This window comes from Streptomyces sp. NBC_00654, from assembly GCF_026341775.1.
Lineage (GTDB): Bacteria > Actinomycetota > Actinomycetes > Streptomycetales > Streptomycetaceae > Streptomyces.
In genome coordinates, this window is sequence record NZ_JAPEOB010000001.1 from 2,185,145 (window position 1) to 2,199,697 (window position 14,553).

Genomic DNA, 14,553 nt, shown 5'->3' on the forward strand with positions numbered 1-14,553 from the left:
ACGGGTGAGGGTTGTGGGAAGTACCTGAGGGGATCGTGTCTGGAATCCGCTGCATGGCCGCCTAGTGGAGCAGACTGCCCTGGAGCTCGGCGCGGAGGTCGGGCGTGAGGACGGTACCCGCGCGGTCGACCAGGAGGGCCATCTCGTACCCGACCAGACCGATGTCGGCGTCCGGGTGGGCGAGAACGGCCAGTGAGGAACCGTCCGAGATGGACATCAGGAAGAGGAATCCGCGCTCCATCTCCACCACCGTCTGACTGACGGCGCCGCCCTCGAAGATCCGGGAGGCACCCGCGGTCAGCGACGTCAGACCGGAGGCGACGGCCGCCAGCTGGTCGGCGCGGTCGCGCGGGAAACCCTCCGACATCGCGAGCAGCAGTCCATCGGCGGAGACCACCACCGTGTGGGACACCCCTGGGGTGTTGTCCACGAAGTTGGTGATCAGCCAGTTCAGATTCTGCGCGGCCTGACTCATGGGGCTCAACTAACGCTCCTGCTGGTGAGTGGGGCCGAGTTGGAAACTGCCGGTCGACTGGCCGTTGTTGGCCTGCCGACCCTGCTGGATGCCCCGGCGGAGATTGGTCAGACGCCCGCGCACGTCATCGGGCGCACGCGAAACCTGAGGTCCGGTCTGGTGATTCTGCTGCTGAGCGGTGCCCGGCACCAAATTGGCACGCGGGACACGGCGAGGAAGTCCGGAGGTGGTGACTCCGCCCGCCGCGGGCTTCTTGACCCGTTCGGCCTGCCGGACGAGTTCGTCGTTGGGTGAGGGGCGCCAGGAACCGGTGGCGCCGTTGTCGGCACCCTCACGCCGGGGCATGGGAGGAACAGGGCCCCCGGCGTCCGGAGCTGCGGGTGCCTGCGGCTCGGCGGCGGGCTGCTGCTGGCCGCCCTGCTGCGGGCCGTGGAACCAGTTCGTCTCCAGCGTGTCGTACAGCGGCGTACGTCCGTCCCCCGGACCGGCCGGCGGCAGCGCCTCCGGCTGCGGCTGCTGCGGCAGCATCGGACGGTGCGGTGCCTCACCGGCGGGAGCCGCCGACGGACGCGGTACGCCGAAGTCGCTGTCGTCCCCGCCGCGCTGACGCGGCGCGGGCAGTCCCTGCTCCGGCGGGCGCGGCGCGTTGAAGTCCGGGCGGGCGAACTGCGCGGTGCTCGCCGGGTCCTGGCCCAGCGGCGCCTGCGGGAACTGCGGTGCCTGGGGCGACTGCGGTGCCGAGAAGTCCGGGCGGGCGAACTCGGAGGTGGCGCCCGGTCCCTGCCGGTCGTCCATCGAGGGCCGCCGGGCGAGCGGCGCGTCGAACGGCTGGTTCCGGCCCGGTCCGGCGTTCGGGCCGGTCGGCCGCGCGAACTGGCCGGTGGTCTCGGGCTCCTCGTGGCCGCGCGGCGCGTCCAGCGGGTTGCGCCGCGGCGCTCCCTGCTCCTCGACGCCCCAGCTGGTGGCCTGCGGGCGCTGCGGCTGCGGGTTGCCCCCGGGCAGCTCGGCACGCGGACCGCCGGGCGGCGGCAGCTGACGGCCGGGGCCGCCGGGCTGCTGGAGGCCGCCCTGGCCGCCGGGACCGTTCTGCTCCTGGCGGGACTGCTGGGACTGCTGGGGCTGGGGCGCGTTCGGACCGTTCTGGCCCTGCTGCGCGAACGGGTCCTGCGCGAACGGGTCCTGGCCGAAGGCGTCCTGCTGGGCGAACTGGCCCTGCCGGGCGTTCGGGCCCTGCGGAGCCGGACCGCCGTGGCCGAACAGGTTGGGCTGACCCGATTCCGTACGGCCGGGGTTCTCGCCCTGGTTGCCGCGGGCGCCCAGCCGGGCCCCGCCGCCGAAGGCGCTGGAGAGGCCGCCGCCGTGACGCTGCGGCTCCGGGCGCGGGAAGTCCTGCGGACCGCCCTGCGGAGCCTGGTTCGGCCGGCCGGGGCTCTGCGGCCCGTTGTTCTGCTGGTCGGCGTTGTGCTGGGGCTGCGGCTGGCGCGGCCCGGTGTCGCGCGAGGGCAGCGCGGCCCGCGGGCCGGAGCCCGCGCCGACCTGTCCGCGCGGGGTGCCGGGACCGGCCCCGAGCCCCTTCGCGGGCGGGGCGGAAGGACCGCCGCCGAGGCCCGGACGCTGGGCGTTGCCCGCACCGTTGCCCGGACCCGCGCCGGCCAGCAGGCCGCCGGGGGCGCCGGAGTGCTGGCCGGGTCCCTGCTTGGGCACCGGCTGCTTGCCGCCGTGCGCGACATCGACGGGCAGCATGACCAGCGCGGTCGTACCGCCGGAGTCGGAGGGCCGCAGCTGGATCCGGATGCCGTGACGCAGGGACAGCCGGCCGACCACGAACAGGCCCATGCGGCGGGAGACCGAGACATCCACGGTGGGCGGAGCGGCGAGCCGCTCGTTGATCGCGGCGAGGTCCTCGGGGGAGAGGCCGATACCGGTGTCGTGGATCTCGACGAGCACCCGCCCGTCGGGCAGCGCGTGACCGGTGACCCGGACCTTCGTCTGCGGCGAGGAGAACGACGTGGCGTTCTCCAGCAGTTCGGCGAGCAGGTGCACGAGGTCGTTGACGACGCGGCCCGCGACCTCGGTGGCGGGCACCGCGGCCAGTTCGATGCGCTCGTACTGCTCCACCTCGGAGGCGGCGGCGCGGAGCACGTCGACCAGCGGCACCGGGCGGGTCCACCGGCGGCCGGGCTCCTCACCGGCGAGGACCAGCAGGTTCTCACCGTTACGGCGCATGCGGGTGGCGAGGTGGTCGAGCTTGAAGAGGGAGGACAGCTGGTCCGGGTCGGCCTCGCGCGACTCCAGCTCGGAGATGAGCGAGAGCTGACGCTGGATGAGGCCCTGCGAACGGCGCGAGAGGTTGGTGAACATCGCGTTGACGTTGCCCCGCAGCAGGGCCTGTTCGGCGGCGAGCCGGACGGCCTCGCGGTGCACGTCGTCGAAGGCCGCGGCCACCTGGCCGATCTCGTCCCGGGAGTGCACACCGACCGACTCGACGGAGGTGTCGACATCCTGCGGGTCGGTCTCGGAGAGCTGCTTGACGAGCTCGGGCAGCCGGTCCTGCGCAACACGCGTAGCGGTGTCCTGGAGGCGCCGCAGCGAGCGGATCATGGACCGCGCCACGACGAAGGCGCCGACCAGCGAGACACCGAGCACGAGCAGGATGACCGCACCGTTGACGATCGCCTCGCGCTGCGAGGCCTCGCGCAGCTCACGGGCCTTGGCCTCCATGTCGCTGAGGAGGGTGGCCTCGATCGTCTGCATCGCGTTGATCTTGGTGGAGCTCTGGTCGTACCAGTCGAGGTACGAGCGGACCTTGGTCCCCTCGATGCCGGACGTGGTGTCCAGGACCCGCTTGGCGTACATGTTCGCGGCGTTGATCTCGGGGTTGCCGTTGTCCAGCGGCGCCGTCAGTTCGGCGGCGCTGTCGCCGGTGGTCCCGTAGATCGTGTTGAACGACGTGAGGGCGCGGGATTCCTTCGCGAGCGCGTTCTGGCCGAACTGCCGGTCGTTCGGGTTGAGGTGCGGCTCCTTGACGCTGCCGCCGGGCAGCGCCGCGGCGATGATCGCGCGCTGGACCGAGGCGTACTCCTTGGCGGAGGAGAACGCCGCCAGGGCACGGGTCCGCTTGATCATCTCCGGGTTGCTGGTCGCCTGCGCCATGTCCTGCGAGAGGCTCAGCAGCGAGGTGATCAGCTGGCTGTACTGGTCGATCGTGTTGAGACTCGGGGAGCCCTCCGCGTACGCCGTCTTGCGGATCGTACGGATGTCGCCGAGCAGCGAGGCGATCTGGGCGACGCTCGCGTGGATGCCTTCGAGGGCCTCGTCGCCCTGGGCGTCACCGATGGCGTTCGTGGCGTCGAAGAACGCGTCCTTGGCCCGGTCGGTCTTCTTCCGGGGTTCGGTGACCTTGTAGTCGGTGGCCTTCGACTTGTTGGACAGCGGACCGGCCGACTGGTCGCGCTCCACCTGGAGCGCCTGGGCGAGCGTCGTCGCCTGCTTGGTCATCCGGGTCAGCAGCTGCATGTGCTCCAGCTGCTGCATGTCGGTCATGGACTCGTTGATCCGGAGTCCGCCCAGCGTGGTCGCCGCGACGACGGGGAGGGCGAGGAGGGAGACCAGACGGGTGCTGATGCGCCAGTTGCGGAGCGCTACCCGCGAGCCGGTGCTGATGGGGCCGCGGGGCTTGAGAGGAGTGGCCGGCTCGGCGCCGCCGCTCGTCGTCGAACCCGAGCGCTGCGCGCGGTCGCCGCTGTCACCGGCTGCGGCCGGCCCGGGGTTCTGGGCGTGCTGGGGGGAGGAACCGCGGTCGGTCCCGCCGCGCGGCTCCTGTTCCGCCGGAGCACTGCCATCCCTCTTGAAACGTCCCTGCACTAGCGTCGCAACCTCTGGACCAGGCGTCCCTCCGCCAGGCGGGCGGGACGGTGTCGGCGTCGTGGGGAGCTGGACGCGCCCCATGGTGGTCGTGAGTGACCGGCGATCTCCCCCTTCCGCCGCCACTCGGCGCTGCGTTGCGCCCCTGCGCGCCGGCCTGAAACCCGCGGCGGTGCGTGGAATTCCAGCACAGTGGGGGATCTCCAACAAGGCCCAAGTTTTGTGCCACGACCCGGGTGACCCGTTGTGATTGCCGAGTAACAAGCAGTGGAGAGTGTTCATGGTTAAATCGGACTATTGCGGATGACTTGATCACGAACGAGGGGTGTCCCAGTCGACATGATCAGGAGCGGAATGGCTCATTCAGTGGTGCAATGTCCGTTTCCTGGGCCGCGATTGGGTGCCCGGAATGAGGCAATTGTCGATAAGTTCGTGAGCAAACTCACATGATGATCGTCGTCTCTTCTGTGCTTCTGCGGGGAATCGGATGTTTAGCCTGACGCTTTACACGGATGGCGAATCCGACAACCCGGTGCCCCCCCACGGGTGGCGCCCCCACCGACAAGGTCCGGACGGCAGATGAAGACGACGATGATGTTCCGCAACATTGCCAACCCCCGGCGCACCACGCTGGCGCACCTCAAGGACGCCGAGGCGCTGCGTACGCCGGAGCGGCCGGAGCACGCCGTCGACCTGCCCACCCAGACGGCCAACCCGCGCCGCACCATCCTGATGGTCGCACCGGCCACGACCGCGGAGTAGGCGGGTCGCGACCGCGGGGAAATCGGCGCGGCTGTCCCCCTCGCCCGCGTTAGCCTGGAGCGTCAGTCTTCAGTCAGCCAGCAAGTGAGGGGCGACAGCATCCCGTGCGCATCGCCAGGTTCTCCATCGACGGCAATGTCGCCTTCGGCGCCGTCGAGGGTCAGGGCACCGTGGAATCCGGTGACCTCGTCCTCGACATCATCAAGGGCATTCCGTACGCCGACTTCGAGCTCTCCGGAACCAAGGTCCCGCTGAACAAGGTCCGGCTGCTGCCCCCCGTGCTCCCCAACAAGGTCGTGGCCATCGGCCGCAACTACGCGGAGCACGCCGCCGAACTCGGCAACGAGGTCCCGGATGTCCCGGTCGCCTTCTTCAAGCCCACCACCTCCGTGATCGGTTCGGGCGACGCGATCGAGTACCCCTCCTTCTCCGACGAGCTGCACCACGAGGCCGAGCTGGCCGTGGTCATCGGCCGTATGTGCCGCGAAGTTCCACGCGAGCGCGTCAAGGACGTCGTCTTCGGCTACACCTGCGCCAACGACGTCACCGCGCGTGATGTCCAGCGGCGCGAGAAGCAGTGGGCCAGGGCCAAGGGCTTCGACACCTCCTGCCCGCTCGGCCCCTGGGTGGAGACCGACCTCGACCCCCACGACCTCACCATTCAGGCGACGGTCAACGGCGAGCAACGGCAACTGGGCCGTACGAGCGACATGGTCCGCTCGATCGAGGATCTCGTCGTCCACATCACGGAAGCCATGACATTGCTCCCGGGCGATGTGATCCTCACCGGAACTCCCGCGGGGGTCGGACCCCTGCACGTCGGCGACGAGGTCGCCGTCACCATCGAAGGCATCGGCACTCTCACCAACAAGGTGATCAAGCGTGGTTAACGGACCTGTCCGTGTACGTTTCTGTCCCTCCCCGACCGGTAACCCCCATGTGGGCCTGGTCCGGACAGCTCTCTTCAACTGGGCCTTCGCCCGGCACAACCAGGGCACCCTGGTCTTCCGTATCGAGGACACCGACGCGGCGCGCGACTCCGAGGAGTCGTACGACCAGCTGCTCGACTCGATGCGCTGGCTCGGCCTCGACTGGGACGAGGGCCCCGAGACCGGCGGCCCGCACGCCCCGTACCGCCAGTCGCAGCGCATGGACATCTACAAGGATGTCGCGGAGAAGCTCCTCGCCGCCGGCCACGCGTACCACTGCTACTGCACGACCGAGGAGCTCGACACCCGGCGCGACGCCGCCCGCGCGGCCGGCAAGCCGTCCGGCTACGACGGCCACTGCCGCGACCTCACGGCCGGGCAGAGGGCCGCGTACGAGGCCGAGGGCCGCACCTCCATCGTCCGCTTCCGGATGCCCGACGAGGCGCTCACCTTCACCGACCTGGTCCGCGGCGACATCACCGTCCAGCCGGAGAACGTGCCGGACTACGGCATCGTCCGGGCCAACGGTGCCCCGCTCTACACGCTGGTCAACCCGGTCGACGACGCGCTGATGGAGATCACGCACGTCCTGCGCGGCGAGGACCTGCTCTCCTCCACCCCGCGTCAGATCGCCCTGTACCGCGCGCTGATCGAGCTGGGCATCGCCAAGGACACCCCCGCCTTCGGTCATCTCCCGTACGTCATGGGCGAGGGCAACAAGAAGCTCTCCAAGCGTGACCCGCAGGCCTCGCTCAACCTCTACCGCGAGCGCGGCTTCCTCCCCGAGGGGCTGCTGAACTACCTCTCGCTGCTGGGCTGGTCGATCGCCGAGGACCGCGACATCTTCACCATCGACGAGATGGTCGCGGCCTTCGACATCAAGGACGTCAACGCCAACCCGGCCCGCTTCGACCTCAAGAAGTGCGAGCACATCAACGCCGAGCATGTGCGCAAGCTCGATGTGAAGGCCTTCACCGAGGCCTGCGGCCCCTGGCTCAAGGCCCCGTTCGCCCCCTGGGCCCCGGAGTCCTTCGACGCGGAGAAGTTCGCGGAGATCGCCCCGCACGCACAGACCCGGGTCACCGTCCTCTCGGACATCACCGACAACGTCGACTTCCTCTTCCTCGACGAGCCGGTGAACGACGAGGCGTCCTGGACCAAGGCGATGAAGGAGGGCTCCGACGCCCTCCTGGCCACGGCCCGCGCCAACCTGGCCGCCGCCGACTGGAACGCCGAGGCGCTGAAGAACGCCGTCCTCACCGCGGGCGAGGCCCACGGCCTGAAGCTCGGCAAGGCCCAGGCCCCGGTCCGGGTGGCCGTCACCGGCCGCACGGTCGGCCTGCCGCTCTTCGAGTCCATGGAGATCCTCGGCCGCGAGAAGACCCTCGCCAGGGTGGACGCGGCACTGGCGAAGCTGGCCGCGTAACCGGCACGAGCCGTACGAAACACAACGCCGATGGGTGGCCGCTCCCGAGGGAGCGGCCACCCATCGGCGTTCCACCGTCAGACGGGACCGTCCAGCGCCGGCGCGATGACGGCGAAGGCCCGGTCGGTCAGGGCGGCCGGGTCCTCGGCGCCCTCGCTGGCGCCCTCGCTGGCGCTCCACCGCTGGAGCACGGCGTCGAGGGCCGTCGGTGCCATCCCGGCGGCCGGCCGCGGAGAGAGACCGGCCCCGGCCCCGCGCCCCGAGCGACGGGCCGCCGCCTGTGGGAGCTGTCGGAAGAGCTGACGGGCGTACGTTTCGCGCTCCCGGCACCCCGGGTGCCCCGGCGCGACGGGCCGCGCGCCGGGTGACGGTCTGGCCCGCCGACGGCCTCCCGGCTAACCTCGCCCCATGCCGATCCGAGCGGTCCTCTGGGACATCGACGACACGATCTTCGACTACTCGGGCGCGGACCGCACCGGTATGCGGCAGCACCTGGAGCGCGAGGGGCTGCCCGAGGGGTACGGCTCCGTCGAGGAGGCCCTCGACGGGTGGCGGGCGGTGACCGAGGTGCACTGGGCGCGGTTCGCCGCGGGGGAGGCCGACTTCCAGGAGCAGCGGCGCGACCGGATCCGTGACTTCCTCTCGCGGGACACGATGGAGGACGCCGAGGCCGACGACTGGTTCGGCAGGCACGCGGCGCACTACGAGGCCGCCTGGGCGCTCTTCCCCGATGTGGTGCCCGTACTGGACCGGCTGGCGAACGACTACCGGCACGCGGTCCTGACGAACTCCAGCATCCACAACCAGCACCGCAAGCTGACCGCGCTCGGGGTGCGGGACCGGTTCGAGGCCGTGGTGTGCGCCGTCGAGCTGGGGATCTCCAAGCCGCGGGCCGGCGCTTTCCACGCGGCCTGCGAGGAGCTCGGGCTCGCCCCGCGGGAGGTGGCGTACGTGGGCGATGAGCCGGACATCGACGCGAGCGGCGCGGTCGCCGCCGGGCTCGCGGGGATCTGGCTCGACCGGCGGGGGAGGGGCGGGCGGGAGGATCTTGTCCGGATCACCGGGCTCGATCAGCTTCCCGGGCTGCTGGCGGGCAATACCCGTTTTGGAGCGCCGGACACCTTCGGGTAATGTTCTTCCTGCGCCGCCCGAGCGGGCCGAAAGATCCGGCCGGGAAGCGCAACACAGAAATAAAACCCCCATCAGGGGTTGCTTTTCAGTGGGCTATGGTGTAATTGGCAACACTACGGTTTCTGGTACCGTCATTCTAGGTTCGAGTCCTGGTAGCCCAGCGCAAGTCAGTAGTAAACACGCCCCCGTTGTGTAGCGGCCTAGCACGCTGCCCTCTCACGGCAGTAGCGCCGGTTCGAATCCGGTCGGGGGTACAGATCCTTCCCGCGAGAACATCTGGGTCGCACCCACGTTCTTGATGCAGGATCGCTAGGGCCCCCGTTGTGTAGCGGCCTAGCACGCTGCCCTCTCACGGCAGTAGCGCCGGTTCGAATCCGGTCGGGGGTACTTGTCACACCATGGGCTATGGTGTAATTGGCAACACTACGGTTTCTGGTACCGTCATTCTAGGTTCGAGTCCTGGTAGCCCAGCGCAAGTCAGCAGTAAACACGCCCCCGTTGTGTAGCGGCCTAGCACGCTGCCCTCTCACGGCAGTAGCGCCGGTTCGAATCCGGTCGGGGGTACAACAGAGCAGTATCGGCAAGGCCCTTCACTTCGGTGGGGGGCCTTCCGCGTTCCCGGCCGGCGAGCGTGGGGAGGGGAGTGGTGAAGCAGCGGGAGGTGAAAGGGGCCGCCACGGCGCTGGGGCGGCCTTCGGGGAGTTCGGGGGAGAGGCGGAGCTTCTTGTGGCCGGTGCGGCTCAGCCCGTGCGGCGCAGGGCCTCACTGAGCCGGGCCGCCGAGTCGATGACCGCCTGGGCGTGCATCCGGCCCGGGTGGCGGGTCAGCCGCTCGATCGGGCCGGAGACCGAGACCGCGGCCACCACCCGGTTCGAGGGGCCGCGCACCGGTGCCGAGACCGAGGCGACGCCCGGCTCCCGCTCGCCGATCGACTGCGCCCAGCCCCTGCGCCGTACGCCGGAGAGGGCCGTCGCCGTGAACCTGGCGCCCTGGAGGCCGCGGTGCAGGCGCTCCGGTTCCTCCCAGGCCATCAGGATCTGGGCGGACGATCCCGCCTTCATGGTGAGTGTGGAGCCGACCGGAACCGTGTCCCGGAGTCCGGACAGCCGCTCCGCCGCGGCGACACAGATCCGCATGTCGCCCTGCCGGCGATAGAGCTGAGCGCTCTCGCCGGTGATGTCGCGAAGGTGGGTGAGCACCGGTCCCGCCGTGGCCAGCAGCCGGTCCTCGCCGGCCGCCGCCGCGAGCTCCGAGAGCCGGGGGCCGAGAATGAACCGGCCCTGCATGTCCCTCGCCACCATCCGGTGGTGTTCCAGTGCCACGGCCAGCCGATGTGCCGTGGGCCGTGCGAGCCCGGTCGCCGCGACCAGCCCGGCGAGGGTGGCCGGACCGGACTCCAGAGCGCTCAATACCAGAGCCGCCTTGTCGAGAACGCCGACGCCGCTAGAGTTGTCCATACGACGATACTCGCGTCTCACTCTGTGAAACGCAAGTTCAATTTCCGGCGGAAGTTGCGAACCTGTACGGGCGGCCGCACAACGGCCCGTTGCCACCGCCCCGCTCGGGGGTCCGGACGGCGGCGCACCGAATCTCTAGTTGGGCCGGCGAAGACGCCGGCCGGAGGGAAAGCGATGGGTAGGACACTCGCGGAGAAGGTCTGGGACGACCATGTCGTCCGGCGCGCGGAGGGCGAGCCCGACCTTCTCTTCATCGATCTTCACCTGCTGCACGAGGTGACCAGCCCGCAGGCCTTCGACGGTCTGCGCCAGGCCGGACGTCCGGTGCGGCGCCTCGACCTCACCATCGCCACCGAGGACCACAACACCCCGACGCTCGACATCGACAAGCCGATCGCCGACCCGGTCTCGCGAGCCCAGCTGGAGACCCTGCGCAAGAACTGCGCGGACTTCGGCGTACGGCTGCACCCGCTGGGCGATGTCGAGCAGGGCGTCGTGCATGTGGTCGGCCCGCAGCTGGGACTGACCCAGCCCGGTACGACCGTGGTCTGCGGTGACTCCCACACCTCCACGCACGGGGCCTTCGGCGCGCTGGCGTTCGGCATCGGCACCAGCCAGGTCGAGCACGTCCTGGCCACCCAGACGCTGCCGCTGGCCCGCCCGAAGACCATGGCCATCACCGTCGAGGGCGAACTGCCCGACAGCGTCACCGCGAAGGACCTGATCCTGGCGATCATCGCCCGGATCGGCACCGGCGGCGGCCAGGGCTACATCCTCGAATACCGCGGATCCGCCATCGAGAAGCTCTCGATGGAAGCCCGGATGACCATCTGCAACATGTCGATCGAGGCCGGTGCCCGCGCGGGCATGATCGCCCCGGACGCGACCACCTTCGAGTACCTGCGGGGCCGTGACCACGCCCCGACGGGCGAGGACTGGGAGGCGGCCGTCGCGTACTGGCGTACGCTGCGCACCGACGACGACGCCGTCTTCGACGCCGAGGTCGTCATCGACGCCACGGAACTGGCCCCGTTCGTCACCTGGGGCACCAACCCCGGCCAGGGCGCGCCCCTGTCGGCGAGCGTCCCCGACCCGGCTTCGTACGAGGACGCCTCGGAGCGCAACGCCGCCGAAAAGGCCCTGGAATACATGGGGTTGAGCGCCGGACAGCCGCTGCGCGACATCACCGTCGACACCGTCTTCGTAGGTTCCTGCACCAACGGCCGGATCGAGGACCTGCGTAACGCGGCCTCGGTCCTGGAGGGCCGCAAAGTCGCCGACGGGGTGCGGATGCTGGTCGTTCCCGGTTCCGTCCGGGTCGCGCTCCAGGCCGTGTCGGAGGGCCTGGACAAGGTCTTCACCGCCGCCGGAGCCGAATGGCGGCACGCGGGCTGCTCGATGTGTCTCGGCATGAACCCCGACCAGCTCGCCCCCGGCGAGCGCTCCGCCTCCACCTCGAACCGCAACTTCGAGGGCCGGCAGGGCAAGGGCGGCCGCACCCACCTGGTCTCCCCGCAGGTCGCCGCCGCCACCGCGGTGCTGGGCCATCTGGCCTCGCCCGCCGACCTGTCCGAAGCCCGTACGCCCGCCGGAGTCTGAGAATCATGGAAGCTTTCACCGCACACACCGGCCGGGCCGTCCCGCTGCGCCGCAGCAACGTCGACACCGACCAGATCATCCCCGCCCACTGGCTGAAGAAGGTCACCCGCGACGGCTTCGAGGACGGGCTCTTCGAGGCCTGGCGCAAGGACGGGTCCTTCGTCCTCAACCGCCCCGAGCGGAGCGGCGCCTCGGTCCTGGTGGCCGGTCCCGACTTCGGTACCGGCTCCTCCCGGGAGCACGCCGTCTGGGCCCTGCAGAACTACGGTTTCCGGGCCGTCATCTCGTCCCGCTTCGCCGACATCTTCCGTGGCAACTCGCTGAAGAACGGCCTGCTGACCGTCGTCCTGGACCAGCCGACCGTGGACGCGCTCTGGGAGCTGACGGAGGCCGACCCAACGGCCGAAATCACTGTTGACTTGGAGGCGCGGCAGGTCCGTGCCGAGGGCATCACGGCCGGCTTCGAGCTCGACGAGAACGCCCGCTGGCGGCTGCTCAACGGGCTCGACGACATCAGCCTCACCCTTCAGAACGAAGCGGACATTGCGACTTATGAGGCGGCAAGGCCGACCTTCAAGCCGCGTACAATTGAGGCCTGAGCAGCGCTTTTCCCAGACTGCGCCCCCTGCCTTCGGGCAGGGGGCGCAGTCGCTTGTTGAGCCCCCCTCGGGCGACAACTCGCCCCAGATGGCACAATCGGTGCATGGAACGCGACAGCCAACTCAAGCTCTATGGCCAAGTCGCCGACCGATTGAAGGAAGCGCACGCAAGGGTGCGTGCACTGCAAGTCCCGGAGGGCGTAAGGATGGCGCTGTCCCGGAAGCTGCTGGTCGTCACGGCCGCGGCGAAGCACGATCTCCCGGACGCGGCAAGGCGTCTGGACCGGTTGATGAAGGACCTCGATGAGGGCCGATTCCCCGAAGGTGACTGACTCTGCGGAACTGCGCAGCGGTCGACTTCGTTGCGGCACTAGGGTGATTAGCCCGTTTCGTGTTTGATTTGCGGTATATATCTGCCTAACGTGCGAAATAGCTTGAACACTTTCGTTCTGGCAATGTCTCCGAAGGGGAAGACGTGAACAAGGCGCAGCTCGTAGAAGCGATTGCCGACAAGGTCGGCGGCCGTCAGCAGGCCGCAGACGCTGTCGACGCGGTACTCGACGCGATCGTGCGTGCCGTTGTCGCCGGAGACCGTGTCTCGGTCACCGGCTTCGGCTCGTTCGAGAAGGTCGACCGCCCCGCCCGGTACGCCCGCAACCCGCAGACGGGTGAGCGCGTCCGGGTCAAGAAGACCTCGGTGCCCCGCTTCCGTGCGGGACAGGGCTTCAAGGACCTGGTGAGCGGCTCCAAGAAGCTCCCCAAGAACGATGTGGCCGTGAAGAAGGCGCCCAAGGGCAGCCTCTCGGGCGGATCTTCCACCCGTACGACGGCGAAGGCCGCGGCCAAGAAGGCCACCGCGAAGAAGGCCGTGGCGAAGAAGGCCACCGCCAAGAAGACCGTGGCGACGGCGAAGAAGGCGACCGCCACGGCGAAGAAGACCACGGCGAAGAAGGCCACCGCCACGGCGAAGAAGGCCACCGCGACCGCGAAGAAGGCGGCCACCCCGGCGAAGAAGGCCGCGACGACCGCCAAGAAGGCCGTCGCCAGCAAGACCGCGCCCGCCAAGAAGACCACGGCGAAGAAGGCGCCCGCGAAGAAGACCACGGCGCGCAAGACCACGGCGAAGAAGGCCACTGCACGCAAGAAGTGAGACCGGGCACGCGCTCGCTCCTCACACGCGCCGGGCCGGGCTCCCCTCGGGGAGCCCGGCCCGCGGGCTGTCCGGGGTACGAACGGGCGCGGCCGAAGGTGTCCGACGGCCCCCAGGGAGTCCCGGGATGTCTCTCCGCGGCGTTGGCGGAATGCCCCGGAACCCGTCCCGTCCCCCCGCGCCGTCTCAGAACGTCTGCAGCGTCACCAGGGTGATCCGCAGGGCGGCACCCTCGCCCTCGCCCTCGATCCGGACCCGCTGCCCCGGACGCAGCAGCCGCAGGCCGCCCGCGTCGAAGGCCGGGGCGTCGAACTCCACCGGCGTGCCGTCGTCCAGCAGCACACTGCCGGTGCGGGTCTCGGAGTCGTACGTGTACGAGGTCGCCTGCATGGGCGGCAGCCTATCGGTCCGGGGCGGGGGAGACCGCGCCGCTCAGCCCCGCCGTGTGCGGGCCCACGCCGAGCGCCAGCGCCACCCGCAGATCCTCACCGGTGTCCACGTCCCGGCGGACCGAGTCGAGGCCGGGCAGAGGGATTTCCGTCGCCCCGGAAGCCAGATGTCCGGCCCGTGAAGGACCGCCGAAGGCCGGGCGCAATTCCACTCCCGGAGCGGCGGACAGGAATGTCGTGCCGATTCCCGCAGCATCGGTGACAAATGCGCGTGGAAAAGCGGCGGAAAAGTCGAGCACCCGCGACAGTTCCGCGGGACGCAGCGCGGGCAGATCCGCGTTCAGTGCCGCCACCGCACCCCGGGGACGCAGCTCCCGCGCACAGCGCGCACCGTGCGCCAGAGCGGCGTTGAGCCCGGCGGCCGGTGTGTCGGGCAGAATGCGGGCCCCGAGCGCGGAAAGGGCGGCCCCGGCCACCGCGTCGTCCGTGACGACCACCACATCCCGCACTCCGGGGCAGGACAGTGCCGCGGCCACGGTGTCCTGTGCGAACGCCAGGGCCAGCCGGGGCCGCAGCAGCTCTCCCGTCGCCCGCCCCAACCGGCTCTTGGCCCGTGCGAGCGGCTTCAGCGGAACGACCAGGGACCAGGCCCCGGTCAGGTCGGTGTTCGTGGCGATCTCCCCCTCCGTACGCGTCAGGACATATTCTCGCCTGCCGGTACGACGGCCCGGAGGCTCGGTCCCGAAGGTGAGGCGTACGGTGTTCTCGACAG

The 14,553-nt window shown here is 70.1% G+C and carries 13 protein-coding genes, 5 tRNA genes and 1 pseudogene; 13 read left to right on the plus strand and 6 right to left on the minus strand.

Annotated elements, in window-relative coordinates:
* Positions 1 to 61: 61 nt before the first annotated feature.
* Both OHA98_RS09475 and OHA98_RS09480 read right to left on the minus strand, forming a co-directional pair.
* Positions 62 to 484 (minus strand): roadblock/LC7 domain-containing protein, encoded by a 423-nt coding sequence (locus OHA98_RS09475; protein ID WP_003966009.1) that lies wholly within the window; start codon positions 482 to 484, stop codon positions 62 to 64.
* Entirely contained in the window at positions 485 to 4,339 is a 3,855-nt protein-coding gene (locus tag OHA98_RS09480) for a sensor histidine kinase (RefSeq protein WP_266924215.1), read from the minus strand. It abuts the gene before it with no gap.
* Between the two features lie 579 nt (positions 4,340 to 4,918).
* On the opposite strand from OHA98_RS09480, the gene OHA98_RS09485 reads away from it, so the two are divergent.
* The 3 genes from OHA98_RS09485 to gltX all read left to right on the plus strand — a co-directional run bounded on the left by OHA98_RS09485 (position 4,919) and on the right by gltX (position 7,456).
* Positions 4,919 to 5,101: a hypothetical protein gene (locus tag OHA98_RS09485; RefSeq protein WP_266924217.1), complete on the plus strand. Its 183-nt coding sequence runs from the start codon at positions 4,919 to 4,921 to the stop codon at positions 5,099 to 5,101.
* A 104-nt stretch (positions 5,102 to 5,205) separates the two neighbouring features.
* The gene (locus OHA98_RS09490; protein ID WP_266924218.1) at positions 5,206 to 5,991 is read left to right on the plus strand and encodes a fumarylacetoacetate hydrolase family protein; all 786 of its coding nucleotides are present in this window, start codon (positions 5,206 to 5,208) and stop codon (positions 5,989 to 5,991) included.
* Positions 5,984 to 7,456, plus strand: a complete 1,473-nt coding sequence (gltX, locus tag OHA98_RS09495; RefSeq protein WP_266924220.1) for a glutamate--tRNA ligase — start codon at positions 5,984 to 5,986, stop codon at positions 7,454 to 7,456. The genes OHA98_RS09490 and gltX overlap by 8 nt, the downstream gene beginning before the upstream one ends.
* A gap of 77 nt (positions 7,457 to 7,533) precedes the next feature.
* Here gltX and OHA98_RS09500 read toward each other — a convergent pair.
* Positions 7,534 to 7,701 (minus strand): annotated as a pseudogene (locus tag OHA98_RS09500) (TetR family transcriptional regulator); the annotation flags it as partial.
* A gap of 163 nt (positions 7,702 to 7,864) precedes the next feature.
* Between OHA98_RS09500 and OHA98_RS09505 the strand changes: the two are divergent.
* The 6 genes from OHA98_RS09505 (at position 7,865) to OHA98_RS09530 (ending at position 9,151) form a co-directional block, all read left to right on the plus strand.
* Positions 7,865 to 8,587, plus strand: coding sequence for an HAD family hydrolase (locus OHA98_RS09505; RefSeq protein ID WP_266924222.1), 723 nt, complete (start codon positions 7,865 to 7,867; stop codon positions 8,585 to 8,587).
* 89 nt (positions 8,588 to 8,676) lie between these two features.
* Positions 8,677 to 8,748: transfer RNA gene (locus OHA98_RS09510), tRNA-Gln, on the plus strand.
* Between the two features lie 20 nt (positions 8,749 to 8,768).
* Positions 8,769 to 8,841, plus strand: a tRNA-Glu gene (locus OHA98_RS09515).
* A gap of 60 nt (positions 8,842 to 8,901) precedes the next feature.
* Positions 8,902 to 8,974, plus strand: a tRNA-Glu gene (locus OHA98_RS09520).
* Between the two features lie 12 nt (positions 8,975 to 8,986).
* Positions 8,987 to 9,058, plus strand: a tRNA-Gln gene (locus OHA98_RS09525).
* A gap of 20 nt (positions 9,059 to 9,078) precedes the next feature.
* A tRNA-Glu gene (locus OHA98_RS09530) sits at positions 9,079 to 9,151 on the plus strand.
* A gap of 176 nt (positions 9,152 to 9,327) precedes the next feature.
* On the opposite strand, the gene ndgR is transcribed toward OHA98_RS09530, so the two are convergent.
* On the minus strand, positions 9,328 to 10,044 hold the full coding sequence (gene ndgR, locus OHA98_RS09535; RefSeq protein ID WP_003966003.1) for an IclR family transcriptional regulator NdgR: 717 nt from the start codon (positions 10,042 to 10,044) through the stop codon (positions 9,328 to 9,330).
* Between the two features lie 174 nt (positions 10,045 to 10,218).
* On the opposite strand from ndgR, the gene leuC reads away from it, so the two are divergent.
* The 4 genes from leuC to OHA98_RS09555 all read left to right on the plus strand — a co-directional run bounded on the left by leuC (position 10,219) and on the right by OHA98_RS09555 (position 13,392).
* Complete coding sequence (gene leuC / locus OHA98_RS09540; RefSeq protein ID WP_266924224.1) at positions 10,219 to 11,643, plus strand: 3-isopropylmalate dehydratase large subunit; 1,425 nt, start codon at positions 10,219 to 10,221, stop codon at positions 11,641 to 11,643.
* Positions 11,644 to 11,648: 5 nt separating this feature from the next.
* The gene (leuD, locus tag OHA98_RS09545) at positions 11,649 to 12,242 is read left to right on the plus strand and encodes a 3-isopropylmalate dehydratase small subunit (RefSeq protein ID WP_266924226.1); all 594 of its coding nucleotides are present in this window, start codon (positions 11,649 to 11,651) and stop codon (positions 12,240 to 12,242) included.
* Between the two features lie 104 nt (positions 12,243 to 12,346).
* Positions 12,347 to 12,574, plus strand: coding sequence for a hypothetical protein (locus OHA98_RS09550; protein WP_266924228.1), 228 nt, complete (start codon positions 12,347 to 12,349; stop codon positions 12,572 to 12,574).
* A 143-nt stretch (positions 12,575 to 12,717) separates the two neighbouring features.
* Positions 12,718 to 13,392, plus strand: a complete 675-nt coding sequence (locus OHA98_RS09555; RefSeq protein WP_266924230.1) for an HU family DNA-binding protein — start codon at positions 12,718 to 12,720, stop codon at positions 13,390 to 13,392.
* A 186-nt stretch (positions 13,393 to 13,578) separates the two neighbouring features.
* Here the strand turns inward: OHA98_RS09555 and OHA98_RS09560 are convergent, their stop codons facing one another.
* Positions 13,579 to 13,782, minus strand: coding sequence for a hypothetical protein (locus OHA98_RS09560; RefSeq protein WP_266924232.1), 204 nt, complete (start codon positions 13,780 to 13,782; stop codon positions 13,579 to 13,581).
* A 10-nt stretch (positions 13,783 to 13,792) separates the two neighbouring features.
* Positions 13,793 to 14,479 carry a 2-phospho-L-lactate guanylyltransferase gene (gene cofC, locus OHA98_RS09565; protein WP_266927830.1) on the minus strand — a complete coding sequence of 229 codons (687 nt, stop codon included), beginning with the start codon at positions 14,477 to 14,479 and terminating at the stop codon, positions 13,793 to 13,795.
* Positions 14,480 to 14,553 lie beyond the last annotated feature (74 nt).